At 67.9% G+C, this 23,874-nt stretch carries 27 protein-coding genes and 1 tRNA gene; 11 read left to right on the top strand and 17 right to left on the bottom strand.

Annotated elements, in window-relative coordinates:
* Window positions 1–82 precede the first annotated feature (82 nt).
* The 4 genes from ACR9FL_RS17120 to ACR9FL_RS17135 all read right to left on the bottom strand — a co-directional run bounded on the left by ACR9FL_RS17120 (window position 83) and on the right by ACR9FL_RS17135 (window position 4,095).
* Window positions 83–277, bottom strand: coding sequence for a Trm112 family protein (locus ACR9FL_RS17120; RefSeq protein ID WP_046652703.1), 195 nt, complete (start codon window positions 275–277; stop codon window positions 83–85).
* Between the two features lie 104 nt (window positions 278–381).
* Window positions 382–1,038: an LON peptidase substrate-binding domain-containing protein gene (locus ACR9FL_RS17125; protein WP_296178519.1), complete on the bottom strand. Its 657-nt coding sequence runs from the start codon at window positions 1,036–1,038 to the stop codon at window positions 382–384.
* A gap of 13 nt (window positions 1,039–1,051) precedes the next feature.
* Complete coding sequence (locus ACR9FL_RS17130) at window positions 1,052–1,945, bottom strand: thioredoxin family protein (RefSeq protein ID WP_296178521.1); 894 nt, start codon at window positions 1,943–1,945, stop codon at window positions 1,052–1,054.
* A gap of 389 nt (window positions 1,946–2,334) precedes the next feature.
* Window positions 2,335–4,095 carry a hypothetical protein gene (locus ACR9FL_RS17135; RefSeq protein ID WP_436356504.1) on the bottom strand — a complete coding sequence of 587 codons (1,761 nt, stop codon included), beginning with the start codon at window positions 4,093–4,095 and terminating at the stop codon, window positions 2,335–2,337.
* 378 nt (window positions 4,096–4,473) lie between these two features.
* On the opposite strand from ACR9FL_RS17135, the gene ACR9FL_RS17140 reads away from it, so the two are divergent.
* A complete protein-coding gene (locus tag ACR9FL_RS17140) occupies window positions 4,474–5,073 on the top strand; it encodes a 2OG-Fe(II) oxygenase (RefSeq protein WP_296177138.1) in 600 nt (199 codons plus the stop codon).
* Between the two features lie 108 nt (window positions 5,074–5,181).
* Window positions 5,182–5,598, top strand: a complete 417-nt coding sequence (locus ACR9FL_RS17145; protein WP_436356505.1) for a hypothetical protein — start codon at window positions 5,182–5,184, stop codon at window positions 5,596–5,598.
* Between the two features lie 25 nt (window positions 5,599–5,623).
* Here ACR9FL_RS17145 and ACR9FL_RS17150 read toward each other — a convergent pair whose 3' ends face one another.
* Window positions 5,624–6,178: a prolyl-tRNA synthetase associated domain-containing protein gene (locus ACR9FL_RS17150; RefSeq protein ID WP_436356506.1), complete on the bottom strand. Its 555-nt coding sequence runs from the start codon at window positions 6,176–6,178 to the stop codon at window positions 5,624–5,626.
* Window positions 6,179–6,263: 85 nt separating this feature from the next.
* Between ACR9FL_RS17150 and ACR9FL_RS17155 the strand changes: the two genes are divergently transcribed.
* Window positions 6,264–7,004 (top strand): DUF6065 family protein, encoded by a 741-nt coding sequence (locus ACR9FL_RS17155; RefSeq protein WP_436356507.1) that lies wholly within the window; start codon window positions 6,264–6,266, stop codon window positions 7,002–7,004.
* A 139-nt stretch (window positions 7,005–7,143) separates the two neighbouring features.
* Here the strand turns inward: ACR9FL_RS17155 and ACR9FL_RS17160 are convergent, their stop codons facing one another.
* The 4 genes from ACR9FL_RS17160 to ACR9FL_RS17175 all read right to left on the bottom strand — a co-directional run bounded on the left by ACR9FL_RS17160 (window position 7,144) and on the right by ACR9FL_RS17175 (window position 9,591).
* Window positions 7,144–7,701, bottom strand: a complete 558-nt coding sequence (locus ACR9FL_RS17160) for a CC0125/CC1285 family lipoprotein (RefSeq protein ID WP_436356508.1) — start codon at window positions 7,699–7,701, stop codon at window positions 7,144–7,146.
* An 87-nt stretch (window positions 7,702–7,788) separates the two neighbouring features.
* Complete coding sequence (locus ACR9FL_RS17165; RefSeq protein ID WP_436356509.1) at window positions 7,789–8,427, bottom strand: LysE family translocator; 639 nt, start codon at window positions 8,425–8,427, stop codon at window positions 7,789–7,791.
* Between the two features lie 50 nt (window positions 8,428–8,477).
* A complete protein-coding gene (locus ACR9FL_RS17170; protein WP_296177125.1) occupies window positions 8,478–9,008 on the bottom strand; it encodes a hypothetical protein in 531 nt (176 codons plus the stop codon).
* Between the two features lie 103 nt (window positions 9,009–9,111).
* Window positions 9,112–9,591 carry a translation initiation factor IF-2 gene (locus tag ACR9FL_RS17175; protein WP_436356510.1) on the bottom strand — a complete coding sequence of 160 codons (480 nt, stop codon included), beginning with the start codon at window positions 9,589–9,591 and terminating at the stop codon, window positions 9,112–9,114.
* A gap of 122 nt (window positions 9,592–9,713) precedes the next feature.
* Here ACR9FL_RS17175 and ACR9FL_RS17180 point away from each other — a divergent pair, with 122 nt between their 5' ends.
* The gene (locus tag ACR9FL_RS17180) at window positions 9,714–11,045 is read left to right on the top strand and encodes a PQQ-dependent sugar dehydrogenase (protein WP_436356511.1); all 1,332 of its coding nucleotides are present in this window, start codon (window positions 9,714–9,716) and stop codon (window positions 11,043–11,045) included.
* 12 nt (window positions 11,046–11,057) lie between these two features.
* Here ACR9FL_RS17180 and ACR9FL_RS17185 read toward each other — a convergent pair whose 3' ends face one another.
* Window positions 11,058–12,290, bottom strand: a complete 1,233-nt coding sequence (locus tag ACR9FL_RS17185) for an argininosuccinate synthase (protein WP_436356512.1) — start codon at window positions 12,288–12,290, stop codon at window positions 11,058–11,060.
* 163 nt (window positions 12,291–12,453) lie between these two features.
* On the bottom strand, window positions 12,454–13,650 hold the full coding sequence (gene metK, locus ACR9FL_RS17190) for a methionine adenosyltransferase (RefSeq protein WP_436356513.1): 1,197 nt from the start codon (window positions 13,648–13,650) through the stop codon (window positions 12,454–12,456).
* A 280-nt stretch (window positions 13,651–13,930) separates the two neighbouring features.
* On the opposite strand from metK, the gene ACR9FL_RS17195 reads away from it, so the two are divergent.
* The 4 genes from ACR9FL_RS17195 to ACR9FL_RS17210 all read left to right on the top strand — a co-directional run bounded on the left by ACR9FL_RS17195 (window position 13,931) and on the right by ACR9FL_RS17210 (window position 17,556).
* Window positions 13,931–15,343: a DUF6538 domain-containing protein gene (locus tag ACR9FL_RS17195; protein ID WP_436356514.1), complete on the top strand. Its 1,413-nt coding sequence runs from the start codon at window positions 13,931–13,933 to the stop codon at window positions 15,341–15,343.
* A gap of 456 nt (window positions 15,344–15,799) precedes the next feature.
* Window positions 15,800–16,351 carry a recombinase family protein gene (locus ACR9FL_RS17200; protein ID WP_436356515.1) on the top strand — a complete coding sequence of 184 codons (552 nt, stop codon included), beginning with the start codon at window positions 15,800–15,802 and terminating at the stop codon, window positions 16,349–16,351.
* A gap of 108 nt (window positions 16,352–16,459) precedes the next feature.
* Entirely contained in the window at window positions 16,460–17,344 is an 885-nt protein-coding gene (locus tag ACR9FL_RS17205) for an SDH family Clp fold serine proteinase (RefSeq protein ID WP_436356516.1), read from the top strand.
* Between the two features lie 11 nt (window positions 17,345–17,355).
* On the top strand, window positions 17,356–17,556 hold the full coding sequence (locus ACR9FL_RS17210) for a hypothetical protein (RefSeq protein WP_436356517.1): 201 nt from the start codon (window positions 17,356–17,358) through the stop codon (window positions 17,554–17,556).
* 195 nt (window positions 17,557–17,751) lie between these two features.
* Here ACR9FL_RS17210 and ACR9FL_RS17215 read toward each other — a convergent pair.
* From ACR9FL_RS17215 to hemC, 3 genes are all read right to left on the bottom strand, one after another.
* Window positions 17,752–17,827 (bottom strand) — tRNA-Thr (locus ACR9FL_RS17215).
* A 50-nt stretch (window positions 17,828–17,877) separates the two neighbouring features.
* Window positions 17,878–18,573, bottom strand: a complete 696-nt coding sequence (locus ACR9FL_RS17220; RefSeq protein ID WP_436356518.1) for a uroporphyrinogen-III synthase — start codon at window positions 18,571–18,573, stop codon at window positions 17,878–17,880.
* 3 nt (window positions 18,574–18,576) lie between these two features.
* Window positions 18,577–19,527, bottom strand: a complete 951-nt coding sequence (gene hemC / locus ACR9FL_RS17225; RefSeq protein WP_436356519.1) for a hydroxymethylbilane synthase — start codon at window positions 19,525–19,527, stop codon at window positions 18,577–18,579.
* 50 nt (window positions 19,528–19,577) lie between these two features.
* On the opposite strand from hemC, the gene tsaD reads away from it, so the two are divergent.
* The 3 genes from tsaD to ACR9FL_RS17240 are packed head-to-tail and all read left to right on the top strand — an operon-like array spanning window position 19,578 to window position 22,167.
* Window positions 19,578–20,735, top strand: a complete 1,158-nt coding sequence (tsaD, locus tag ACR9FL_RS17230) for a tRNA (adenosine(37)-N6)-threonylcarbamoyltransferase complex transferase subunit TsaD (protein WP_436356520.1) — start codon at window positions 19,578–19,580, stop codon at window positions 20,733–20,735.
* 41 nt (window positions 20,736–20,776) lie between these two features.
* A complete protein-coding gene (locus ACR9FL_RS17235; protein WP_296178045.1) occupies window positions 20,777–21,775 on the top strand; it encodes an NAD(P)H-dependent glycerol-3-phosphate dehydrogenase in 999 nt (332 codons plus the stop codon).
* An 11-nt stretch (window positions 21,776–21,786) separates the two neighbouring features.
* The gene (locus ACR9FL_RS17240) at window positions 21,787–22,167 is read left to right on the top strand and encodes a Rieske (2Fe-2S) protein (RefSeq protein WP_296178043.1); all 381 of its coding nucleotides are present in this window, start codon (window positions 21,787–21,789) and stop codon (window positions 22,165–22,167) included.
* Between the two features lie 165 nt (window positions 22,168–22,332).
* On the opposite strand, the gene ACR9FL_RS17245 is transcribed toward ACR9FL_RS17240, so the two are convergent.
* The 3 genes from ACR9FL_RS17245 to ACR9FL_RS17255 all read right to left on the bottom strand — a co-directional run bounded on the left by ACR9FL_RS17245 (window position 22,333) and on the right by ACR9FL_RS17255 (window position 23,867).
* Window positions 22,333–22,491, bottom strand: a complete 159-nt coding sequence (locus ACR9FL_RS17245; protein ID WP_200168678.1) for a hypothetical protein — start codon at window positions 22,489–22,491, stop codon at window positions 22,333–22,335.
* 82 nt (window positions 22,492–22,573) lie between these two features.
* On the bottom strand, window positions 22,574–23,035 hold the full coding sequence (locus ACR9FL_RS17250; protein ID WP_436356521.1) for a phasin family protein: 462 nt from the start codon (window positions 23,033–23,035) through the stop codon (window positions 22,574–22,576).
* Between the two features lie 70 nt (window positions 23,036–23,105).
* Complete coding sequence (locus ACR9FL_RS17255; RefSeq protein ID WP_436356522.1) at window positions 23,106–23,867, bottom strand: creatininase family protein; 762 nt, start codon at window positions 23,865–23,867, stop codon at window positions 23,106–23,108.
* Window positions 23,868–23,874: the final 7 nt, after the last annotated feature.

Raw genomic sequence — 23,874 nt, forward strand, 5'->3', positions numbered from 1 at the left:
GAAGAAGACGCCCAAGCGGCGTAAGGGCGCGATGCGGAAAGCGGGCCGCCGCCTAAGCGCGGCGTAAGCTTCAGTCCCCTTTTCAGTCCAGGGGGCGGGCGTCCTCGGCCAGCATGATCGGCACGCCGTCGCGGATGGGGAAGGCCAGCTTGGCGCCGGCCGAGATCAGTTCGTTGCGCTCGCGGTCATAGGTCAGGCGGCCGCGCGTGACCGGGCAGACCAGGACCTCCAGCAGGCGGGGATCGACCGAGACGGGGGTGTTGAAGGCGTCGCTCATGGAGTCTTTCTTAGGGGGCTATCGCGCTTTGCGCTACTTGAGCCCGTTTGGCGGGCCGTGTCCCGAGGGCGCTGACGCATTGGCGCGCGGGCTGTGAGTGGTAGCTACTGCATCGCCGGGCCGTCGTCGTCGTCGTTGGCGGCGGCTTCGATGCGCAGGAGGGCGGTCAGGGCCTCGGCGCGGGCGTCCAGGGTGTCGGCCTCCAGCAGGGCCTGCTTCTCGGGCGGCTCGAACGGCAGGGCCATGGCCAGGCTGTTGATCAACGCTTCTTGAGGCGCTGCCTCGGCCGTGTCCCAGTCCACGTTCAGCCCCCGGTGCTCCAGATAGGGGCGGAGCGCATCGAGGAAGCCATGACGGTCGAACTCGGCGGCGGGGTCGGGGGCGCGCAGGTCGGCCTCGAAGGCGGCGAAGTCGGCGTGGACCTGACGATAGGGCGTCTTGACCTGAAGCTCGGTGGTGACGCGGAACCGGCAGACCCCGGTCAGGGTGATCAGATAGCGCCCGTCCGAGGTCTCGTTGAAGCTGGTGATGCGTCCGGCGCAGCCGACGCGGGCCAGGGGCGGCTGAATGTCCATGCCGCCGATGGGCTGGATCAGGCCGATCATCCGGTCCCCGGCCATGGCGTCGTCCACCATGTTCAGATAGCGCGGCTCGAAGACGTTGAGCGGCAACTGACCGCGCGACAGCAGGATCGACCCGGGCAAGGGGAAGACCGGGATGACCTGGGGCAGCTCGATCGCCTTGATATAGCCCTGAGCCATCGCCGGTCTCCGATCAGGCGAACAGGATGGAGGACAGGCGGCGGCGGCCGTCGCGGGCGACCTCGCTGGTCGCGCCGGCGGCCTCGAACACGGTCAGAAGCTGCTTGCGCGCCGCCTGGTCGTTCCACTCGCGGTCGGCCTTGACGATGGCCAGCAGCTGATCGACCGCGCCGTTCAGGTCGCCCGACGAAGCCAGGGCCAGGGACAGGTCGTAGCGGGCCTGATGATCATTGGGATCGGCGGCGATCTTCGCCTCCAGCTCGGCGTGGGCGCCGGTCGGGGCGGCGGCGGCCAGCGACAGCTGGGCGCGGACGCTCTGGACCATGGGATCGGTGGAGTCGGCCGGGGCCATGGCGATGGTCTGACGCGCCTGTTCGGCGTCGCCCTCGGCCAGATAGACGCGGGCCATGCCGGCGATGGCCTTTTGGTTGTCCGGCTCCATGGTCAGGACGTGGGCGAAGGCCTGGGCCGCGCCGCCGAGGTCGTTCAGCGACAGGGATTCCTCGCCCAGCGACAGCAGTTGCTCGACGTCGGTGTTGACGCCCGCGCCGCCGGTCAGCTTGTCGATGAAGGCCTTGATCTGGCTGTCCGGGATGGCGCCCTGGAAGCCGTCGACCGGCTGGCCGTTGACGAAGGCATAGACGGTCGGAATCGACTGGACCCGCAGTTGCCCCGCATAGGCCGGGTTGGCGTCGACGTCGATCTTGACCATCTTCACCGCCCCGGCGGCGCCGCGCACGGCCTTTTCCAAAGCCGGGCCGAGGGTGCGGCACGGGCCGCACCAGGTGGCCCAGAAGTCGACGATGACGGGCTGATGCTTCGAGGCCTCGACCACGTCGGTCATGAAGCTGGCGTCGCTGCCGTCCTTGATCAGGTCGTCGGAAAGCGTGGGGTCGGCGAAGGTCATGATCGGGTCCGCGTAAGGGTCGAAGAATCGTAACGGATCAGATGGCGTCGGGATGCCTCGCCATCAAGCGGCAAGTGCAGGAAGTGAGGCGTCTGGCCGCAACCGCGACCGGTCCGCGCGAAAAACAGAGTCCAATTCGTCTGAATCGTCTGAAATCGGAGAGCGGACTCGTATGACTATAGTGGATCGCTGCGTCAGAAGAGGTCGCTCCCGAAGTAAAAGCCCTCCCCCTCGAGGGGGGAGGGATGGGTAGGGGTGGAGGCAGATGATGTGACCTGAGAACGCAGGAGGCGCGGTCGCGTCTCTCGCGCCTTTATGGCCAGGGTCGTGTTCACACCCCCATCCCCGGCCCTTCCCCCCTCGAGGGGGAAGGGGGCAAGAAGGCTGGTCTACAGCCGGTCCATGCGCAGCCAGCGACGGTCGCCCAGCCAGGCGGTCTTGAGCGCGCTCTCGGCGGCGGCGGCTTCGTCCGCGTGGCCTTGCGCCGCCTCGCTGCGGGTCAGGCCGTAGAGGGCCCAGCCGTTGTTGGGGGTCTGGACCAGGGCGTAGCGGAAGGCCTCGGCGGCCTCGGCGGGACGGCCGGCCTGATAGAGGGCCGCGCCCAGGGACTGATTGACCGGGTAATACCAGTAGGGCGGCTCCTGATAGGGCAGCGTCGCCTCGATGGCGACGGCGCGGCGATAGTGGTCGGCGGCTTCACGATGGCGGCCCTGGGCCGCAGCGAAGCGGCCGCGCGCCACGGCCTCGGCCAGGGTCAGCAGGTCAGGGGCGGGCACGCCCTGGGCGACCATGTCGGCAAAGGCGTCGGACGCCTTCAGCGCGGTCAGGGCCGCCAGTTCGCGGTTGAAACTGGCCCGGTCGCGCAGTCGGGCGTAGGCCACGGCGCGGGCGTAATGGCGCATGGCGACGGCATAGGGCAGGCGGGCGTCGGGGGCGGGCGCGGCCAGGATGGTTCGCGGCGCGGCGAACTGGGCCAGGGCCTGCCAGGGGGCGGCGTCGATGACCTGAATCCAGGCGATTTTCGCCGAGGTCGCCGGGTCCAGCACGGTCCTCAGCCGTCGCGCCTCGCGCAGGGCCGTGTCCATGTCGCCGGCCATCTGGGCCGAGGCGACGATGAAGTGGATGTTGTGCGGATAATAGCCGTAGCGGACCAGGCTCTCGTCGCCCGTGTCGCGGATGAAGGCCTCGTCGGCGCGCGCCGCCGCGACGTTCAGTCGGATGGAGTCGGCGTATCGCCCGCGCCGCACATAGATGTGGCCGGGCATGTGGACCAGGTGCCCGGCGCTGGTCGTGGGGGCGGCGGCCAGGCGGTCGGCGGCGGCCTCGGCGCGCTCGGGATCGGCGGCCTCCATCAGGTGGATGTAGAGGTGGGCGGCCTGCTCATGCCCGGGGGTGCGGGCCAAAACGGTCTCGACCAGACGCACCGCCTCGCCGCTGCGCCCGACCGGGGTGCGCTTGTCGGCCTGCCAGTAGTTCCACGGCGTGGTGTCCATCGCCGCCTCGGCGGCCAGGACGGCGATGTCGTCATCCTCGGGGAAGCGGGCCGCGACGGCCAGCATGGCGTCGGCGTAGGCGGCGTCCAAGGCGGCGCGATCCGCCGCCGGGTCGTCCGAATAGCGCCGGGCCAGGGCCTCGATCAGGGCCTGTTCCTGCGGCGTGCCGAGGGTCCGCAGGGCCATGGCGCGCTCGAGGGCCTTGAGCGCCGCCGCCCGGTCGCGCTCGTCCATCGGGGCGTTGATGTTGGGGCCCAGCGCCACGGCCTCGCCCCACCAGCACAGGGCGCAGTCGGGGTCGAGGCCTTGCGCCTCGCGGAAGGAGCGCACGGCGCCCGCGTGGTTGAAGCCGTAGGCCAGCGTCAGGCCCTGGCTGAAATAGGCCTGGGCGCGGGGATCGCGCGTCGTGGCGATCAGGGGCGAGGTCGTCAGGTCGGGATAGAGGGGGATGGGCTGGGCCTGGCTGGCCGGGGCGGCGACGGCCGAGGCGATCACCAGCTCGCGCAGCAACGCTCCGCCCGCCTGGCCCGGCCCGCACAGGGCGCCGAACAGGCCGGTCGGATCGAGCGGTGGCGACGACAGGCGCGGCGCGGCGGCCGACCCCGTCAGGACCAGACCGGCGCCGCCGACGGCCAGGGCTTTCCACAACAGTCGCATGCACCGTCTCCCTGTCAGGAACTGACGCGATGAAGGCCCGCAGCGCCGGTCGGCGCGAAGATGAAGAACGGCGATATTATTCCGGGGCGCGCCGTCGAGACAGGAGATTCAGGGAAACGGGATTTTTCGGCCGTCACACGCGATTTTGCGCAACGAACATCTGGCTTGGCGCGCCTTCTGTCGAAAGTTTAACTTGCGAACGAGGGCCGGCTGCCGCCTCTGGGCGCGCTGTTGTCCGAGGCTGTTTTGACCGATCGCCCTTCTCTTCGTTTGAACCCTCTGCATCGGCCCGAAAGCTATCGGGACGTGTTCGGCGGCCATCGACGGCTTCATATCCCCGAGATCCTGACGCCGGACTCGGCTCGGGAACTTCATGGCTTGCTGCAGGACGCCGAGGACTGGACGCGGTCTTTTCACGTCGGAACGGGTCAGGACCTCGACATCAGCGTCAGGGAATTGGAGGCGATGCCGGCGTCTGAACGGGCGGAGCTGGAGCGATCCCTGGCGGATTCCAGCACCGACACCCTTCAATATGTGTTCGACACGGTGCGGATATCGGCGGAGCTGGAAGCGGGTCGCCCTGTGGCGCGGGCGATGCAATCGGCGCGGGACTTCATCAACAGCCGCGCCTTCCTCGACTTCGTGGCCGCCGTGACCGGCGACGAGCGTCTCGCCTTCGCCGACGTGATGGCCACGCGGTACCTGCCGAACCATTTCCTGACCGCTCATGGCGACGAGAACCCCCTGCAAAGGCGTCTCTACGCCTATGTCCTGAATTTGACGCCGATCTGGCGCGCCGACTGGGGCGGAATTCTCATGTTCCTCGACGACGACGGCCATGTCGCGGAGGGCTATGTGCCGGCCTTCAATGCGCTCAACCTGTTCGCCGTGCCCCAGCTCCATGCGGTTTCGATGGTCACGCGCCTGGCCCAGACGCCACGCCTGTCGATCACGGGCTGGATCCACGCCGCCGGCTAGAGGCGAGAATGTGACAAACTTGCGGCGATACCTTGCCGTCTTGTAAGACTTGCGCCCATGGGCGGGCAAAGAACAGGTTCGGGCGAACCGCGAGCGGACATAAGGCGCGTGCTGGCCGGGCGCCCGCCTGACCAGCCTGCACCCGTCTGGCGAGGAGAGGGGCCTTTCGCGGTTGCCGAAGCCTCGGCTGAACTGGAGCAGTTCGTCTCCGAGGCGTTGAAGGCCTTGGGACTGGAGGCGGAGGGGGCGCCGCTCCTCGTTCGACATGGCCCTGGTCAGCGCGGCTTGCCGGCTGCGCCGTCAGCGGGGAACTGGCGGTTCACCCTGGAACTGACCGATGCGCGTCGGACCATGGACGGCGGTCTTTTGCTCTTCGTGGAGGAGGGGAGCCGCGTTCGGGGGTGGCGGGCCGAGACGGGGATGATGACGCTGTGGCGGGGGGAGGATCCCGACCTGACCGAACTCGCGCCGGGGGCGTCGGACCGGATCATGCTCCTCGGCCGGGCCAGGGCGCTGGAAGTCTAGGCGAGGATCGCACGGCGCTCTCGGCTCAATCCAGGGCGTCGAAGTCCACCACCAGGGGCTGACGGTCCAGCCGGGTCAGGAGGCGGCGGAAGGCGGCCTGGTCGAGCGCGGTGGTGGCGGTGTTGGTCAGGGGGTGGAAGTTGACGATGTCGGCCTCCCACAGGCGCTGATCCAGGACGAAGGTCACGCGACGATCCACGTCGTTGATCAGGCCCAGCGCCGTGACCGAGCCGGGGCGGACGCCCAGGGTCTCCCACATCAGGGTTTCATTGCCGAAGGAGAGGCGGTCCGAGCCGAGGGTCCGGTGGGCGCGCTTCAAGTCGATGACCGTGTCCTGGGCCGCCGAGATCAGCCACAGCCGACCCTTCTTGTCCTTGAGAAACAGGTTCTTGGTGTGCAGGCCGGGCAGGGCGGCCTTGAGCTCCAGGCCTTCCTCGACGCGGAAGACGGCGGGGTGGTCGTGGGTGGTCTGGGTGATGCCGTTCCCCGCCATCCAGGCCAGCAGACGCGCCCGGTCATAGGCGGGCGCGGACTCGGGTGTGGCCTCGGGGGCGGGCAGTTCGGGGGCGGTGTCGGTCATCTCGGCCTTGTCGGACAGGCGGCGGGGGCGATAGGGGAGGAGGACATCATCCTTACCCCTGTTCGACCTGTTTGGGAGCCGCGTCTTGGAACTGGAATGCTATCCGATGAGCCCCCGGCCGTGCGACCTGGTGCCGGGCCGTCAGTCGCGCAACTGGATGGACGCCTTCGCCAGCCGGCATCCCTATCGCTGCCTGCCGCTGACCATGGCCAATACGACGGGGTGGGAGATCCTGGTCCCGTTCGGCTTCACCGCTGAATGGAACGGCGGTCCGGCCCAGTCGGACATCAAGATCACGCCCGACCGGCCGCAGCCGGAACTGGACCACTTCGTCACCTCGCACTTCTCGCGCGGGGTGCTGACCATGCACCCGCAGTATCTGTTCCGCACCCCGCCGGGCTGGGGCATGCTGGCGCAGGGCTCGCCCAACCACGTCAAGGACGGCATCCAGCCGCTGACGGGTCTGATCGAGACCGACTGGCTGCCCTTCCCCTTTACGATGAACTGGATCTTCACGCGGCCGGGCAAGGTCAAGTTCGAGAAGGGCGAGCCCTTCTGCTTCATCCTGCCGGTCGAGCACCGCAAGGTGGAGGCCTTCGAGCCGGTGATCCGTTCGCTGGACTCCAACCCGGGCATGAAGGGCCAGTTCGAGGCCTGGAACCGGGCGCGTACCGACTTCAACACCCGCCTGGCCTCGGGCGATCCCGATGCGGCCAAGGAGGCCTGGCAGCGCTTCTACTTCAAGGGCGAGGTGCCCGAAGCCCTGGGTTCGGCGCCGGCGACCCACTCGAACAAACGACGCTTGAAGACGCCCAGAGTCGGCTGAAGCCGACCCTGGGGTCTTTTTTAGGGGGCCTATCGCCCTTCGGGCTGCTTGAGGCCGTGACCACAGACAGCAACGCCCGCCTCTGCGATGAGGCGGGCGTTTTTAGTTCTGCGCTCAAGCAGCGAGCGATAGCGCGCTCTTACCTGGAAGCAGGCCGGGTTACGCGGCTGCCCAGGTTGTTGATGACCTCGCGGGCGTCGAAGGCGTTGGGGTCGCCGGCGGGCTTGGGACCGCGGCCCATGACGATCTCGGCCGTGGCCTCGTAACGGTCGACCTGGCGGATGTCGCGGTCACGACCCCAGTAGGGGTCCCAGGTGCTCCAGTAGCCGCGCTGATAGAAGCGCCATTGGGGACCCCAGTAGGGACCGTAGCGGTCGTAGTAGAAGGGGTCCGGCGTCGTATAGAAGCGGGTGTCGCGGTCAGTGGCGCGGGTCACGGTGGCGAACCAGTCGTAGCCGTTCTCGACCGTCAGCTCGGCTGAGCGCAGCAGCAGGGACATCTCGACCTGGTCGCGCGAGGTGACCGAGTTGCCCGAGAAGCTGACGCTGAAGCGGTTGCTTTCGAGCCGTTGCTCGGCGTAGCCGCCGCGCTGGCCGTTCACGCCGGCCGGCTGATAGGGGGTGGCGGTGGCGCAGGCGCCCAGCGCCAGGGCGCCGGCGAGAGCAACCAGAACCGACGTCTTGCGAAGGTTTTTCATGGGAGGTTCTCCTTGAACATCCATAGAACGTCGATGGTGCTGAACGACAGGTGAACAGCCAAGTTCCCGAGCCTGCGACACAGACGCCTATCCGTGCAATCTGGTGACGATCAGGATCGCCGCAAGGACCAGCAGACCGCCGACGAAAATTCCGAATCCGCGCTTGAAACGGGGCTCGTTCATCCGGTTCGCCAGGGCGGCGCCGCCGAGGCCGTAGGCGCTCATCGACAGGACGTCCATGCCGATGGTGGCCAGGGCGAACAGGGCCAGCTGGGGCGCGACGGGACGGTTGACGTCCAGGAAGGGCGGCAGGACGGCGGTGAAGAAGAGGATGGCCTTGGGATTGGCGATCTGGACTGTAAAGCCGTCGATCAGGGCGCTGCGGCCGCGCCTGACCTCGACATGGTCGGGCTCGGCGGCGGTGGCGAAGGCGCCGCGCAGGGCCTTGATCCCCAACCAGGCGACATAGAGGGCGCCCAGGACGGCGATGAGGCGAAACACCTGGGGGAAGGCGGCGACCAGGGCGCCGAGGCCCAGGGCGGCGGCGCCGAACCAGACCAGGGTGGCGGCGTTCATCCCGACCACGCCGATCAGGGCCGAGGCGCGGCCCTTCTCCATGCCGGTCGCCACGGCGAACAGGTTGGCCGGTCCAGGCTTGATCGCCATGACGGCCATGACGCCCAGGAAGGCGGCGTAGAGATGCGGATCGACAGGAAGCGCGGCCATAAGACCCTTTCCGGCCCGGCGCCGGTCAGGTCAAGCTCTGGAAGCGCGGATCAGGCTTCGGCGGGCGGGGCGGGCGGCGCCGGGGGCGCGAGCGGGGTGTTGAAGGCGGCTTCCACCTCTTCCAGCGCCGCTTCCGACTGACCGACGGCGTAGTCGGCCACCAGGCCGTAGGTGACCATCTGGTCGGGGTCGGCGTGGGCCCAGGCGCCGTTGGTCGCCAGGCCCTGAACCATGGGTTCGACGCCGGCCAGGGCCTCGGCCACCACGGCGTCGATGTCGATCTCGGCCAGGGCCTGCTGGGCGATCTCGCCGGCCTGTTGCGTGGCCAGGCTGGTGAAGGCGCTGACGTGGGGCTGATACTCGGACCACAGGGCGGCGATGCGCAGGCCCTTGACGGTTTCGTCGAGGGCGTCGTCGTCCTGGATGGCTTCGGCGCGTTCGCCGAACTCCTCCATCTTGGTCTCGAACGCGGCGGCGGCGGCCTCCAGCTGAATCTCGGCGGCGGTCTTGGCCTCCTGAGCCACGGCGGCGGAGACGGGCAGCAGGGCGAGGGCGGCGGCGAGCGACAGGGCGCGGATCATGACGGATCTCTCCTTCGACGGACGCCGCAGGGTCCGCCGAAGGAGGGCCGATCTCAAGTGAAATCGCGGTAAGGGAGGCGCGTTCGCCCGCCCTCGGGCCGGATCAGTTGGGCGCAGCGGGGGCGACGGGCGCCGCCAGGGCCTGGTCGATGCTGGCGCGGATCTGGGCCGAGGCGGCGCGCAGTTGCGCCGGGGCGGCTTCGGCGGCGGCGAGGAGCTCGTCCTTTTGCTCGGCCCGCTCGGGCAGGGCGGCCATGGCGCGCAGGAAGCTTTCCAGGTCGCCGGCGAAGGCGTCGAACTTGGGCTCGTAGCGGTCCATGATGGCGTTGGTGCGCGCCTTCTTGGTCGCGGCGTCGAGAGTTTGGTCTTCCATCACCGCCTGGAGTTCGACGCCCATCTGCTGGGTTTCGGCCTCGAAGGCCATGCCCTTGGCTTCAAAGGCGGCTTCCTCGGGCGACTGGGCGGGGGCGGCGGTGACGGCCGGGGCCGCCGGGGCGGCGTCCTGAGCAAAGGCGTGGGCGAAGGCGGGCGCGGCGAAGGCGAGCGTCGCCGCAGCGGCGGCGAGGGTCAGACGCAGGGACATGGAAAGAGCTCCGGCAGGGCGGGAGCTGGATACTCGCCGCAGGACTGTATCGATCGCCTTGATCGACGATCGCGGCAAGGTTGGCCTTGTCAGAGGCCGAGGGCAAGCGCCAGCATGGGGCCATGAAACGATCTCATCTTCTTTTCGGCCTGGTTCCTTTCTGTATGGGCGCGGCGCTCGGGCTTCTGGCGAGCGGGGGCGAGGCCCAGGCTCATGCACAGGCCAAAAACCAGGCCCGAACCTATGTCACGTCGGGCGAGTGCGGCGGGCGGCCGGCGACGACGGTGCGGATGGCGCCGGACCTCTGTCTGGGCCTGGTCTGGCAGGGAACGGGCGCCGACGGCCCGCGCATGCCGCGCGGTCTGATGCCGATGGCGGACGGCGACTGGCTGGTGACCGACCTGGGCGGCTGGGAGGCGGGCAGGGGCGCGATCTGGCGGCTGTCCTTCGCGGCGGACGGCGCGGCGCGCTGGCGGCGGCTGGCGGGCGGCCTGTCCATGCCGCACACGGTGGCGCGCGGGCCGGACGGGCGGATCTATGTGTCCGAGATGAACCGGATTCTGACCCTGGACCCGGAGGCGGCGGACCCGGCGGCCAGCGTGCGCACCGTGATCGGCGACCTGCCGGACAACCGGCTGCACGACAATCGCCATCCGCTGTCGAGCTTCGTCTTCGACGGCGACGGCGACCTGCTGGTCAATGTCGGGGCGCCCAGCGACCGCTGTTTGGACGCGGCGGGCAAGGTGAAGGCGGATGCACGCGGGGCCTGCGTCGAGGACGCCGCCACCGCCCAGGTGCGCCGACACGCCTATCTGGGGAACGGACGCTGGGCTGAGGACAGCACGGTCTTCGCCAGCGGTCTGAGGAACTCCATCGCCCTGGTGCGTCATGCGTCGGGGACGGTGCTGCAGGCGGAAAACTCGGTGGACCTGCCGACGGCGGAGCATCCGTTCGACGAGGTCAATGTGCTGCGACAGGGCGGGCACTACGGCTGGCCCTATTGCGTCGATCTGCAGACGCCCTTGCCTGGCTGGTCCGCGCGTCAGGCGCGGTGCGGCGAGCGGGAGCGGCCTGTCGCCCTGTTGCCGCCGCACGCGGCGCCGCTGGACATGATCTATTACGACGGGGCGATGTTCCCGGAGCTGCGCGGCCGTCTGCTGATGACCTGGCACGGCTTCCGCCGCACGGCGGGCCGCATCGTGGCGGTGGAGACGGATGCGCAAGGCGTGCCCCTGACCGACGTGGGCGGGCGTTACGCCATCTATCCGCGCGGGTCGCTGGCCTATCCGGCGGGGGCGCCGAGCGTGAAGGGCAAGGTATTGACGCCGGGCTGGGATCGGGAGGCGGGGCGACAGCCGCGCGGCTCGCCGGTGGTCATGGCCGTCGCCGCCGACGGCTCGATCTGGGTCACGGACGACCGCAGCCGGGCGATCCTGAGGATCGCCCGGCCCTAGTCTTTCGGCGTCCTAGTCCCGGGTGCGGGCGTCGCGCTTGGCCAGAACGCGCAGGCGCAGGGCGTTCAGCTTGATGAAGCCGGCGGCGTCCTTGTGGTCATAGGCCTGGACGCCTTCCTCGAAGGTCACCAGGTCCTGGTCGTAGAGGCTGTAGGGGCTCTCGCGGCCGATGACCGTGGCGTTGCCCTTGTAGAGCTTGACCCGCACTGTGCCGGAAACCTTCTCCTGGCTCTTGTCGACGGCGGCCTGCAGCATCTCGCGCTCGGGCGAGAACCAGAAGCCGTTGTAGACGAGGTGGGCGTACTTGACCGCCAGTTCGTCCTTCAGGTGCATGGCGCCGCGGTCCAGGGTGATGGACTCGATGCCGCGGTGGGCGGCCAGCAGGATGGTGCCGCCGGGGGTCTCATAGACGCCGCGCGACTTCATGCCGACGAAGCGGTTCTCGACCAGGTCCAGACGGCCGATGCCGTTGTCGTGGCCGTACTGGTTCAGGGCGGTCAGGATGGTGGCGGGCGACATGGCCTCGCCGTTGATCGAGACGGCGTCGCCCTTTTCGAAGCCGATCTCGATGACCGTGGCCACATCCGGGGCGGCTTCCGGCGAGATGGTGCGCTGGTGGACGAACTCGGGGGCCTCGACGGCGGGGTCTTCCAGCACCTTGCCCTCGGACGAGGAGTGCAGAAGGTTGGCGTCGACCGAGAAGGGGGCCTCGCCGCGCTTGTCCTTGGAGATCGGGATCTGGTGCTTCTCGGCGAAGTCCAGCAGGGCCTCGCGCGAACGGAACTCCCACTCGCGCCAGGGGGCGATGACGTGGATGTCGGGGTTGAGGGCGTAGTAGCCCAGCTCGAAGCGAACCTGGTCGTTGCCCTTGCCGGTGGCGCCGTGACAGACGGCGTCGGCGCCCAGCTGGCGGGCGATCTCGATCTGGCGCTTGGCGATCAGCGGACGGGCGATCGAGGTGCCGAGCAGATACTGGCCTTCATAGAGGGCGTTGGCGCGGAACATGGGGAAGACGAAGTCGCGCACGAACTCTTCGCGCAGGTCGTCGATGAAGATGTTCTCGGGCTTGATGCCCAGCTTCAGCGCCTTTTCCTTGGCGGGGGCCAGTTCTTCGCCCTGGCCCAGGTCGGCGGTGAAGGTGATGACCTCCGCGCCGTATTCCTCCTGCAGCCACTTCAGGATGATCGACGTGTCCAGCCCGCCCGAATAGGCGAGGACGACTTTCTTGGGGGCGGGCGAGGTCATGGGTCGAAAAATCCTTTCGGGACGCGGGGAGGCGTATCTGGCGCGCTTAAAGGACCAGACGCCCCCCGATGCAAGGGCATGATTGTGTCGTGGGCGCTGGATGTGAAAAAGGCGCCGCGGCCGAAGCCGCGACGCCCTTCACTGGATCAGGCGATCACAGGCCTCAGACGAGGGCCTTGAGCTGGTCGACCAGATCGGTCTTTTCCCAGCTGAAGCCGCCGTCGGCGTCGGGCGTGCGGCCGAAGTGGCCGTAGGCGGCGCTGCGACGATAGATGGGCTTGTTCAGGCCCAGGTGTTCACGGATGGCGCGCGGCGAGGCACCGCCGATCAGCTTGGGCAGTTCGGCCTCCAGCACCGCCTCGTCGATCTTGCCCGTGCCGTGCAGGTCGACGTGGACCGACAGGGGCTTGGACACGCCGATAGCGTAGGAGATCTGGATGGTGCAGCGGTCGGCCAGGCCGGCGGCGACCACGTTCTTGGCCAGGTAGCGGCAGGCGTAGGCGGCCGAACGGTCGACCTTGGTCGGGTCCTTGCCCGAGAAGGCGCCGCCGCCGTGCGGGGCCGCGCCGCCGTAGGTGTCGACGATGATCTTGCGGCCGGTCACGCCGGCGTCGCCGTCAGGCCCGCCGATGACGAAGGTGCCGGTCGGGTTGATGTGCCACTCGGTCTCGTTGGTGATGAAGCCGGCGGGCAGCACCTTCTCGACATAGGGTTTGACGATGGCCGCGACCTGATCCTGGCTCAGGCCGTCCTTGTGCTGGGTCGAGACGACGATCGAGGTGGCGCGCACCGGGCGGCCGTCCTGATAAAACAGAGTGACCTGGCTCTTGGCGTCGGGCTCCAGGCCCGGCTCCTGACCCGAATGGCGGGCCTCGGCCAGGGCCTTCAGGATGTTGTGGCTGTATTGCAGGGTGGCCGGCATCAGCTCCGGCGTCTCGTTCGAGGCGTAGCCGAACATGATGCCCTGGTCGCCGGCGCCCTCGTCCTTGTCCTCGCCGGCGTCGACGCCCTGGGCGATGTGGGCCGACTGCGGGTGCAGGTTGTTCTTGAAGCGGAAGGTCTTCCAGTGGAAGCCGTCTTGCTCATAGCCGATGTCGCGCACCACGCCGCGCACCGTGTCCTCGATCTCCTGCTCGACGCCGGGAGCCCAGTTGCCCTCGACATCCATGATGCCTTTGCCGCGGATCTCGCCGGCCAGAACCACCAGGTTGGTCGTCGTCAGGGTCTCGCACGCCACGCGGGCCTCGGGGTCCTTGGACAGGAACAGATCGACGATGGAGTCGGAGATCTGGTCCGCGACCTTGTCGGGGTGGCCTTCCGAGACGCTCTCGGAGGTGAACAGAAACGACGAACGGGCCAAGGCAGGCTCCTGCAAGACGGTGAGGCCGACAGACATATAAAGATATGCTTATACGTTCAAGTGATGACCGAAAAGTGGAGCGGAATCCTGTCGCGCACGCCGCAGGCCGGACCGACGACCAGGGCCGGGCTTTCCTGCATTATCAATGTCTGGAAGGACGGTGGTGCCGCTTAGGTGACGCGTTTCTTGATGGAGCTGAAAGTCAATAAACTCGGTGTTTTCAGGATCTTGCCATCAAAACTGCTACACCTCTGAGGGCGAAACTGCTACACCACCGCCCATGGCAAAGCCCCCTGCCGGAAGGCCCATCAGCGTCCCGAGCCCAATCAAACGCGGGGGCTCACGCTTCTACTACGTCCGCGTGAAGGTCCCTCAAGGAGCCCGCGAGGTTCTGGGCAAGACCGAACTCTGGCAGTCGCTTGGCACGGAGGACCTCGCCGTCGCTCGCGCCCGTGCGGTCGTCGAGGTGGGACGGATGCGGGAACAGATAGAGGCCGCCCGCCGGAACCCCGACGGGACCCGCAAGGACGCCAAGGGCGACCCCACGGCCGAACAGCGGAAGGCTGAGGCATGGTGGATGGAGCGCCGCGTTCCCGATCCCCAACAGTCGGGGCGTTATGTCATCCCCGAGGACCTGGAGGCGGCATGGGACGCCACGGTGGAGGAGCTGGCGGGCGAGCCCGTGAATGACGACGATGGCGTGTCCGGTCCTCGATACGACCCTGACAGGGAGCGGGCCGCTCTGGCGCTGGTCGGGAAGGTGAGGGGGACCGCAGTCCCCATTGCGGAGGAACTGGACCGCTACATGGCCCAAGAGGGCGTGAAGGCGAGCTATGCGGCGCGGACGCGGGCCGCGACGAAGGCCCTGACTGATTGGCTCGCCGCCAACCGCCACGCAGACAACATCCAATCGGTGACGGGTCGGGTCGCAGATCAGTTCGCGGACAGCGCCGCCGAGGGTCGGACTGTTAAAACGCTAAACTCCTATATCTCTGCGCTGTCCGCCTATTGGACGTGGATGAAGAAGCGCCACGTCGTGGACGCAAACCCTTGGGTAGGGTTGTCTCGAAAGGAGGTGGATCGGAGCGCCAACGCTAAGAAGCGAGCGTTTACAGACCCCGAGATCAAGGCGCTGCTGTTAGGACCCGCCAAGGCCACGCTGAGGGACATGATGCTTCTCGCTGCCCTGACGGGGATGCGTCAGGCCGAGATCGGAAATCTGAGGGTTCGCGATACCGAGGGGGGCGTCTTTGTCGTCATCAGGAGCAAGACCACCGCCGGGGAGCGGTCGGTCCCGATCCACCCCGACCTGACCGCCCTAGTCGCCCGACGCGTTGAGGGCAAAGCGGCCGACGCCTACCTGCTGGAGGAGCTGACAGCTCCCGCCAGTCGGCCGGAGCGGCGGGGCTACAAGGTCGCGGAATGGTTCACGGCCTACCGTCGTGACCTCGGCCTCGACGCGCGCCAGGACGGACGCCGTCAGTCGGACGCTGACTTCCACTCCTTCCGACGGTGGTTCGCCACCAAGGCCGAACAAGCAGGCCAACCACCGCACGTCATCTCAGCCGTCCTGGGACATAAGGAAGGGCGGGGCGGCATGACGTTGGGTGTCTACTCGGCGGGTCCGTCGCTTGAGCAGTGTAGGGCGGTGGTGGAGGCGGTAAGGCTGCCCGACATTGGCCCCCTGAAATAGGAACCACCCTAGGAGCGGAGGAACGACGCCTCCTCAGGATTCCCTAAGGGTCCCCTAAGGATATCCTCAGGAACGGGCGAGGGGTGTGGAGGGACATTTAGGGGATGGACGTGTGCTGGCCCCATGTCTGATGGGTTTAGGGTCACTCATCTGTGGGGTCATATGTGTCTGGGAGCGCAGGCTCCTTCCCCCATAGGCACCCTGTTTGAGAGCGTGGAAGGGGCGAAGCTGTCGGCAAGCGTCGTTTGATTGCGTCAGAGCCGTTTCGGCCCTCGCAGCCCCTCCGCTGGTGTCCGGGATGGGTATACCCACGGCGGACGGGCCCAAGCTGTCCGAAGCGGGTTGACCTGACAATTATCGGACGATAGTTCCGGCTTCATCCTAGACCTTTCCGGACGCCTCCATGCCTGCCCCGATCACCGCACCTGCCTCACTCCACTTCGTGGAGGTCTTCTGATGGCCGTCGTCGGTTACGCCCGCGTGTCGTCCGTGGGGCAGTCCCTGGAGGTGCAGGAGGCCGCCTTGGTCGAGGCGGGGTGCGGCAAGGTGTTTGCCGAGAAGAGGTCAGGAACCACCCAGGAGGGCCGTGAGGAACTGCGGCGTGCACTGGAGTATGTGCGGGAGGGCGACACGTTCGTTGTTACCCGCATCGACCGTCTGGCCCGTTCCGTCACGGACCTGAGTGAGGTGGTCGCCGTCCTCACCGCCAAGGGGGTTAGCTTCCGCGCCCTCCAGCAAGGGGAGTTCGACACCACGGCCGCCACGGGCCGCCTGTTCCTGACCATGCTGGGGGCGTTCGCGGAGTTCGAGACGAGCCTACGCCGTGAGCGCCAGATGGAGGGGATTGCTAAGGCGAAGGCCGAGGGGCGCTATAAAGGTCGCCCTATCACGGTGGATAGAGCCGCCATCCAGCGTCTCCATGCGGAGGGGATGAAGCCCATGAAAATATCTCAGCACCTCAGCATAGCCCGATCCACTGTCTATGAGGCTTTGAAATCGCTGGGGTAGCCGGGCGCTGCCCTGCTTTTTTTGCTTCACCGCTCGATCAGCTCAGAGATCGGCGTTTTGACACCTGTCAGCTTCGTGTGGGATATGCCGATTCGACCGGGGGGCACGATGGCGACCAATCTACCGATTTTGGACAAGATCACATTCGAGGTGGTGGAAGACGCGGAAGCGAAAATAGAACAGGCGCTCGACTGCGATGTTCTGCATAGCTTCGGCGAGCTCCGTTTCGGCATTGTCCCTCTCTTCAGGGGCGTGGTGGAAGAGCTTGCCAGCCGCCCCAACAAGCGTGCGGCGCTTGGCGTCTGTCTGACGACTCCTGGTGGTCAGGCTGAAGTTGTTGAGAAGCTCGTTGAGCTCATTCGCCACCACTACGACACGGTGTATTTTATCGTTCCGAATATGGCGATGTCGGCGGGCACCATATTCTGTATGTCTGGCGACAAGATATACATGGACTACTCTTCTTCTCTGGGGCCTATCGACCCTCAAGTCCCGGATCGCGATGGTAAATATCTGGTCCCGGCTCTTGGTTACCTAGATAAGGTGGCCGAGCTAGTTCAAAAGTCTAAGGACAACGAGCTTAGTCCGGCCGAGTATGTCTTGTTCGAGAAGCAGGACTTGGCGATGCTCCGATTCTATGAGCAGGCGCGCGACCTTTCGAAAACATTACTCAAACAGTGGCTCACCAAGTTTAAGTTTAAAGATTGGGCAGCCCACAGAACTCATAACATCGGTGCTCCCGTGACTCAGGACCAGAAGGTCCAGCGCGCGGAAGAGATCGCCATGTTGCTGTCTGACAACACGCACTGGCATTCCCATGGCCGGTTCATAGGGATGCAGACTCTAAAGGACGTTGTCCGCCTCGAAATCGACGACTTCGGGGAGGATAAGGAACTTCAAGAGGCCGTGCGGCGTTACAGTGACGGCCTTTCAGAGTATCTTAACCGGCTAGGCGTCCCATTCTACGTCTATAGCCGCCACACCGCGAACTGACAGGAGCCCCCATGGAAGCCGAAGTGAAGCAAGCGCTTGCCTCGTTCGATGAGAAGGACGCTGCATTCCGTGAGCAGGTTGAGCGTGCCCGTGCTTTTCGAGATCGTCTATCGGCCGCTGGCCTGGACGTTAGGCCGCAGGGTTTCTCGGTGCCGTTGATGCAGCGCCTTGAAACGGCTGGTTCGCCTATCCTGGCGTCGATCCGCGCTTAACAATAAGCTGAATGCCTAGAAGGCGGGGGCGGTCCGAACGGGCCGCCTTCTTTTTTGCGTGATTCGACCGGGCTGGCGATGACGGCTGCTTGCGCAGAACTGCTACACCTCTAGCGGCCGAAACTGCTACACAACCTCTGAGGGCGACCTTGAGAAGGCGTTGATTTTCTTGGGGTTTCCCTGCGCGGGAAAAGGTGGTGCCGCTTAGGTGACTCGAACACCTGACCCCATCATTACGAATGATGTGCTCTACCGGCTGAGCTAAAGCGGCTCCGGTCGGCGGCTCGGACATGTGTCGGAGAGCCGCGCGAGGTGGGGTCTTTATACGGCTCCGACGGACTTGCCAAGCGCTGTCAGCAGGGATGTTTCATCCGGGGCGTCGGCGATGCGGATTTTGGTGAAGCTGGAGGCGGAAAGCGGGGCGGCGGCGGCGGGGGAGATGCAGACGGCGAGCCGGTCACGAGCGGCGTCGGGCGTCAGGGCCGCAGCCAGGGCGCGGGCGGCGCGGGGGGAGTGGAGGAGGACGGCGTCGAAATCGGCGGGCGGGGCGACGTCGGTTTCCTCGGCGGCGTAGACGGGCAGGCGCTGGATGATGTGCGCCGGCAGGAGGGCGGGCAGGTCGCCGGCGGGCTCGCGGGCGCCGGGGGCGAGGATCAGGCCGTCGACGGGCGTGGCGGCGATGAGGCGGGCGAGGGCGTGGATGTCGCCGGCGGCGGAGCGGGCGTCGGTGAAGCCGGCGTCGCGGGCGGCCTCGGCGGTGGCGTCGCCGACAGCGAAGACGGGGCGGTCGCGCAGGTCGGGCGTCAGGGCGGCGAAGGCGGCGACGCCGTTGGGGCTGGTGAAGGCCAGGGCGGCGACCGTGGCGAAGTCTGGCGCCGGGGTCAGGGCGTCGGGCAGGGCGCGGAGGGTCAGCAGGGGGGCGACGATCGGCTCGTAGCCCAGCGCCGTCAACCGGGCGGCGCTGCGCGCAGCCCCGGGCTGGGCGCGGGTGATCCAGACGCGGCGGATCGGCCGCATGACCTAGAGGACGATCTTCTGGTCGCCGGCCTCGGCCTGGACCTCGCCGCCGAGGCGAAGGCCCAGGCTGCGGGCATGGTCGAGGGCGGTCGTGGCCGAAACGCCCGAGATTTCGCCGACGCGTCGCCAGCGGGCCGAGCCGTCGGGGCTGAGCATTTCCGTGGTCAGGCGCAGCACGTCGCCTTCGATCAGGGCGTAGGCGCCGATGGCGGTGCGGCACGAGCCTTCCAGCGCGGTCATGGCCCCGCGCTCGGCGGCGACGCAAAGCGCGGTCAGGTCGTGGTTGAGGACCCGCGTCCAGTCGGCGGAGGCGTCGTCCACGCGGGTCTGGATGGCCAGGGCGCCCTGGCCCGGCGCGGGCAGGAAGTCGTCGAGCGACAGGCGCTCGCGGATCACGTCCGAGAAGCCGAGACGGTTCAGGCCCGAGCAGGCGAGGAGGATGGCGTCGAAGTCGCCGTCTTTCAGCCGCTTCAGCCGGGTGTCGACATTGCCGCGCAGCATCTCGATCTGCAGGTCGGGGCGCAGGGCCAGGGCCTGGGCCTGACGCCGCAGCGAGGCGGTGCCGAGACGGGCTGCGTGCGGCAGTTCGGCGAAGTTGGCGAAATGCTCGCTGATGAAGCCGTCGCGGGCGTCTTCACGCATCGGGACGGCGGCGATGGCCAGGCCTTCGGGCTGTTCGGCGGGGACGTCCTTCATCGAGTGGATGGCGACGTCGACGCGGCCGTCGAGCAGGGCCTCCTCGATCTCCTTGGTGAAGAGGGCCTTGCCGCCGACTTCCAGCAGGCGGCGGTCCTGAATCCGGTCGCCGGTGGTGACGATCTCGACCAGAGGGACCAGGGTTTCGATGTCGGCCTCGGCCACGCCGAGCGCGCGGCCGATGGCGCGCTGCATCATGCCGGACTGGGCCAGGGCCAGCTTGGAGCGGCGGGTGCCGATGCGAAGAAGCGGGGTCATGGGGTCGCGCAGCCGTTGCGAAAGGGGAACCGGGCCGCTACCTCGACCCGATGAACACTGGCGCGGACTATAGCAGCGGGACGACGGGGGCAACCAAGCCGAGCCTTGGCGCGGATGAGGCCGAAGGCCGCGTGCTGACGGTTCTGGGTCTGGAGACCAGCTGCGACGAGACCGCCGCCTCGGTGGTGCGCCTGTCGGCGAGCGGGGCCGAGGTCCTGTCCAGCGTCATTCACAGTCAGATCGACGAGCACGCGGCCTTTGGCGGGGTGGTGCCGGAAATCGCCGCCCGCAGCCATGTCGAGATGATCGACGGGGTGGCGCGCCGGGCCATGCGCGAGGCCGGGATCGACTACGCCGCCCTGGACGGGGTGGCGGCGACGGCCGGTCCGGGACTGGTCGGCGGGGTCATGGTGGGTCTGAGCTACGGCAAGGCCGTGGCCCTGGCGCGCGACCTGCCGCTGATCGCGGTCAACCATCTGGAGGGCCATGCGGTGTCGGCGCGGCTGGGGGCGGAGACGACCTATCCCTTCCTGCTGCTGCTGGTCTCGGGCGGGCACTGCCAGCTTCTGGAGGTGCGCGGCATCGGCGACATGAGCCGGCTGGGCACCACCATCGACGACGCGGCGGGCGAGGCCTTCGACAAGATCGCCAAGGCCATGGGGCTGGGCTATCCGGGCGGGCCGGCGCTGGAGAGGCTGGCCGAGAAGGGCGACGGGTCGCGCTTCGACCTGCCGCGGGCGCTGCTGGGGCGCAAGGACTGCGACTTCTCCTTCTCGGGCCTGAAGACGGCGGCCTCGCGGCTGGCCCAGACCTGCGTGAGCGATCAGGACAGGGCCGATCTGGCCGACGCCGTGCAGAAGGCGATTGCGCGCCAGCTGGCCGAGCGGACCGAGCGGGCCATGACGGCCTATGCCGAGGCGCATGATTCTTTGCATTTCGTCGTCGCCGGGGGCGTCGCCGCCAACAAGACCATCCGGCGCACGCTGGAGGATCTGGCGACGAAGCACGGCTTCAGCTTCCTGGCGCCGCCGCTGGTCTATTGCACCGACAATGCGGCCATGATCGCCCTGGCGGGGGCGGAACGGCTGGAAAAAGGGCTGACGTCCGACATCGATGTCGCCGCACGGCCGCGATGGCCTCTGGACGAGGCGCGCGCGAACGCCGATCCTGTGCACAAGAAAACGGGCCGCAAGGGCGCCAAGGCTTGAGGGCCTTGGGTTCGGGCGGTGGTCGGGGGACCGGAGAAGACATGGAATTTCACACGGCAGGCGTAATTGGCGGCGGCGCCTGGGGCACGGCCCTGGCCCAGAGCGCGGCGGCGGCGGGCCTGGCGGTCGTCCTGCAGGCGCGCGAGCCCGAGGTGATCGAGAGCATCCGCACACGGCGGATGAACGACGCCTTCCTGCCGGGGATCGAGCTGGACTCGGCCATCAACGTGACCTCAAGCTTGGCCGATCTGGCCGACTGCGATCTGATCCTGGCGGTGCCGCCGGCCCAGCACATGCGGGCGACGCTTCAGGCCTTCGCCCCCTACGCCCGACCGGGCCTGCCTATCGTCCTGTGCGCCAAGGGCATTGAGCGCGGCTCGCTGAAGCTGATGACCGAGGTCCTGGCCGAGACCATTCCCTCGGCCACCCCCGCCGTCCTGTCGGGACCCAGCTTCGCCGCCGAGGTGGCGCGCGGCCTGCCCAGCGCCGTGACCATCGCCTGTGAGGACGAGGATATGGCGGTCGCCCTGGCCACGGCTCTGTCGGGGCCGGTCTTCCGACCCTACTTGGCCGACGATCTGATCGGGGCCGAGACGGGCGGGGCCTTGAAGAACGTCCTGGCCATCGCCTGCGGCATCGTCGAGGGCCGCGAACTGGGCCGCAGCGCCCACGCCGCCGTCATCACGCGCGGTTTCGCCGAGATCGTCCGCGTGGCCCAGGCCCTGGGCGGCAAGGCCGAGACGGTGGCGGGCCTGTGCGGCCTGGGCGATCTGGTGCTGACCTGCTCCAGCCCGCAGTCGCGCAACATGAGCCTGGGCCTGGCCCTGGGGCAGGGCATGAGCGTCGAACAGGCCCTGGCCGGCAAGCGCTCGGTGGCCGAAGGTTATGAGAGCGCGCCCGCCGTGCGCGAACTGACCCGCAAGCTGGGCGTCGAGACCCCGATCTGCGAAGCCGTCGCCGCCGTCCTGGCGGGCGAGACCACGGTGGACGCCGCCATCGAGGCCCTGCTGACCCGGCCGCTCAAGCCCGAACGCGAATAGCGGGTGTGGGGATGACGGACGAGCCGGTTGCCGAAGAGCGCAAGCGCGTCTGGAAGACGCCGCCGAATGTGCCCCTGTGCGCCGAGGCCGACCTCAATGATCCCGGTTCGCGCGGCTTCGTGCTGCAGATTGGCGAAGCCTTCTTCCACGGCTTCGTGGTCAAGAAGGACGGCGAGGTGGCCGGCTGGGTCGACCGCTGCCCGCACGCGGGCTTCCCCATCGCCATGGAGCTGGACCGCTATCTGACCCCGGACGGCTCGCTGATCATGTGCGGCTGGCACGGGGCGGTGTTCGAGCCGCTGTCGGGCGCCTGCGTCGGCGGGCCGTGCGCGGGCGGCAAGCTGACGCCCTGGCCGGTCGAGGCCAGGGGCGGGATCATCAGGACGGCCTGAGGCGATCCCCTGCCGTCATCCTCGGGCTTGACCCGAGGATCGAGCCTTCGGCTCTGCTTCGACGGATGAATGGACCACTGTCCTGGCTCGCTCTGACGCCGGTTGCGCGCGGAACAGCCGATCCTCGGGTCAAGCCCGAGGATGACGAAGAGGCATGAGAAGCGGCTATTCCTTCGGGACCAGCTTCGGGTCCTTGGTGAAGGCCTCGTCAACCTCTTCCTCGGTGATGCGCTTGGACGGATCGCCGGGCTGGTTGAGGTTCTGTTCCTCGGTGCCGTCGCCCATCATGCCGGGGTAGGGCGTCTTGGGATCTTTTTCGGCCATGTCAGGCTCCTTGCTGGGTCACAGCAAGCAACACCCCTGGACGAGGCGGCGTTCCATCACGCGCGCTTGAGCCGGGCGGGCGTCAGGGCTTGAGACGTTTGGCGTTGGCGACGGCGGCGGCGTGGATGGGCGACAGGGCCTGGGCCTGCAGCTTCAGTATCGCATCGCCCATGGTCCAGCTGTCGGCGACGGCCCGCGACCACAGGCCCAGGCCCCAGGCGGTCTGCAGGGCGGCGGCGCCGGCCAGGCTGTCGGCGCGGGCCAGGCGGGCCAGATGGGCCGAGGCCTCAAGGCTCTCGCGGTCGGCGATGCGGCGGCCCTGATCGGCCAGATCGAGGGCGCCGGACGCCACGGCCCCGGCCGAGGCGGTCAGGGCCTCGACCTTTTCCGTCCCCATGCGGCCCAGCTCGGCGTGATCGGCGCGCAGGGGATCGGCCAGGGCCTCGCCCATGATGGCCAGGCGCCGGGCGATGACCTGGGCCGAGGCCTCGGCGGTCTCCTGTCCGGCGCGGGCGGTGCGGGCGGCGCGAGCAATGGGGTTCATGAGGGGAGCCTGGGCCTGTTCCGCCTGCCGGGCAAGGGGAACAGGTCCAGGTTTCAGTTTCCTGGCAGCTTCAGGGCAGGACTTCGGCGGCGAAGGCCGAGACGTCCTGGATCAGCGCCGGGATGGAGGCGTCGATGATGCGCTGGCCGGTCTCGGGGCTGGCCTGGGCCGGGTCCGAGCCGATGCGGCCGTCGGGGAAGCGGGCGCGGTAGTCGAGGGCGTCGCGGATCGGACCCATGGGGGCGATCTTGGGGCTGTAGTCGGCGATCTTGATGTGGTCGGGATAGGCCGCCTGGGTGACGGCGATCTCGGACGGGGTGGCGTGGGCGCCGTGACCGACCGGGAAGATCTCCTCGCACAGCCTGTGCACGCCGGGCAGGTCCCACCAGTTGCGCAGCTTCAGCACGAAGGGCGGACGCTCCTCGACGAAGGACCACTCGGCGTAGATCTCGGCGAAGGTCGCCTCGATGGTGGCCACGTTGCCGCCGTGGCCGTTGAGGAAATAGATGCGCTCGAAGCCGTGACGGGCCAGGGACGAGACCCAGTCGGTGATGGCGGCCATGAAGGTCGAGGGGCGCAGGGAGATGGTGCCGGGGAAGGCCAGGTGATGCTGGGCCATGCCGATGTTGAAGGTCGGGGCGATGATCAGCCGCTCGTCGCCCTTCTCGGCGGCGTGGGCGATGATTTCGGGGCAGAGCCAGTCGGTGCCCAGCAGGCCGGTCGGGCCGTGTTGCTCGTTCGAGCCGATCGGCACGATGACCGTCTTGGACAGGGCGGCGCCGGATTTCAGGCGCGCGTCGATCTCGGGCCAGGACGACAGGTGGATCAGCATGGGGGAA

This window comes from Brevundimonas sp. CEF1 (assembly GCF_051353055.1).
Lineage (GTDB): Bacteria > Pseudomonadota > Alphaproteobacteria > Caulobacterales > Caulobacteraceae > Brevundimonas.

What these genes read in the sequence shown, in the direction of transcription:
- ACR9FL_RS17120 (WP_046652703.1), bottom strand. Translation starts at nt 277, where the DNA reads ATGAGCGACGCCTTCAACACCCCCGTCTCGGTCGATCCCCGCCTGCTG.
- ACR9FL_RS17125 (WP_296178519.1), bottom strand. Translation starts at nt 1,038, where the DNA reads ATGGCTCAGGGCTATATCAAGGCGATCGAGCTGCCCCAGGTCATCCCG.
- ACR9FL_RS17130 (WP_296178521.1), bottom strand. Translation starts at nt 1,945, where the DNA reads ATGACCTTCGCCGACCCCACGCTTTCCGACGACCTGATCAAGGACGGC.
- ACR9FL_RS17135 (WP_436356504.1), bottom strand. Translation starts at nt 4,095, where the DNA reads ATGCGACTGTTGTGGAAAGCCCTGGCCGTCGGCGGCGCCGGTCTGGTC.
- ACR9FL_RS17150 (WP_436356506.1), bottom strand. Translation starts at nt 6,178, where the DNA reads ATGACCGACACCGCCCCCGAACTGCCCGCCCCCGAGGCCACACCCGAG.
- ACR9FL_RS17160 (WP_436356508.1), bottom strand. Translation starts at nt 7,701, where the DNA reads ATGAAAAACCTTCGCAAGACGTCGGTTCTGGTTGCTCTCGCCGGCGCC.
- ACR9FL_RS17165 (WP_436356509.1), bottom strand. Translation starts at nt 8,427, where the DNA reads ATGGCCGCGCTTCCTGTCGATCCGCATCTCTACGCCGCCTTCCTGGGC.
- ACR9FL_RS17170 (WP_296177125.1), bottom strand. Translation starts at nt 9,008, where the DNA reads ATGATCCGCGCCCTGTCGCTCGCCGCCGCCCTCGCCCTGCTGCCCGTC.
- ACR9FL_RS17175 (WP_436356510.1), bottom strand. Translation starts at nt 9,591, where the DNA reads ATGTCCCTGCGTCTGACCCTCGCCGCCGCTGCGGCGACGCTCGCCTTC.
- ACR9FL_RS17180 (WP_436356511.1), top strand. Translation starts at nt 9,714, where the DNA reads ATGAAACGATCTCATCTTCTTTTCGGCCTGGTTCCTTTCTGTATGGGC.
- ACR9FL_RS17185 (WP_436356512.1), bottom strand. Translation starts at nt 12,290, where the DNA reads ATGACCTCGCCCGCCCCCAAGAAAGTCGTCCTCGCCTATTCGGGCGGG.
- ACR9FL_RS17195 (WP_436356514.1), top strand. Translation starts at nt 13,931, where the DNA reads ATGGCAAAGCCCCCTGCCGGAAGGCCCATCAGCGTCCCGAGCCCAATC.
- ACR9FL_RS17200 (WP_436356515.1), top strand. Translation starts at nt 15,800, where the DNA reads ATGGCCGTCGTCGGTTACGCCCGCGTGTCGTCCGTGGGGCAGTCCCTG.
- ACR9FL_RS17205 (WP_436356516.1), top strand. Translation starts at nt 16,460, where the DNA reads ATGGCGACCAATCTACCGATTTTGGACAAGATCACATTCGAGGTGGTG.
- ACR9FL_RS17210 (WP_436356517.1), top strand. Translation starts at nt 17,356, where the DNA reads ATGGAAGCCGAAGTGAAGCAAGCGCTTGCCTCGTTCGATGAGAAGGAC.
- ACR9FL_RS17220 (WP_436356518.1), bottom strand. Translation starts at nt 18,573, where the DNA reads ATGCGGCCGATCCGCCGCGTCTGGATCACCCGCGCCCAGCCCGGGGCT.
- hemC (WP_436356519.1), bottom strand. Translation starts at nt 19,527, where the DNA reads ATGACCCCGCTTCTTCGCATCGGCACCCGCCGCTCCAAGCTGGCCCTG.
- tsaD (WP_436356520.1), top strand. Translation starts at nt 19,578, where the DNA reads ATGAACACTGGCGCGGACTATAGCAGCGGGACGACGGGGGCAACCAAG.
- ACR9FL_RS17235 (WP_296178045.1), top strand. Translation starts at nt 20,777, where the DNA reads ATGGAATTTCACACGGCAGGCGTAATTGGCGGCGGCGCCTGGGGCACG.
- ACR9FL_RS17240 (WP_296178043.1), top strand. Translation starts at nt 21,787, where the DNA reads ATGACGGACGAGCCGGTTGCCGAAGAGCGCAAGCGCGTCTGGAAGACG.
- ACR9FL_RS17245 (WP_200168678.1), bottom strand. Translation starts at nt 22,491, where the DNA reads ATGGCCGAAAAAGATCCCAAGACGCCCTACCCCGGCATGATGGGCGAC.
- ACR9FL_RS17250 (WP_436356521.1), bottom strand. Translation starts at nt 23,035, where the DNA reads ATGAACCCCATTGCTCGCGCCGCCCGCACCGCCCGCGCCGGACAGGAG.
- ACR9FL_RS17255 (WP_436356522.1), bottom strand. Translation starts at nt 23,867, where the DNA reads ATGCTGATCCACCTGTCGTCCTGGCCCGAGATCGACGCGCGCCTGAAA.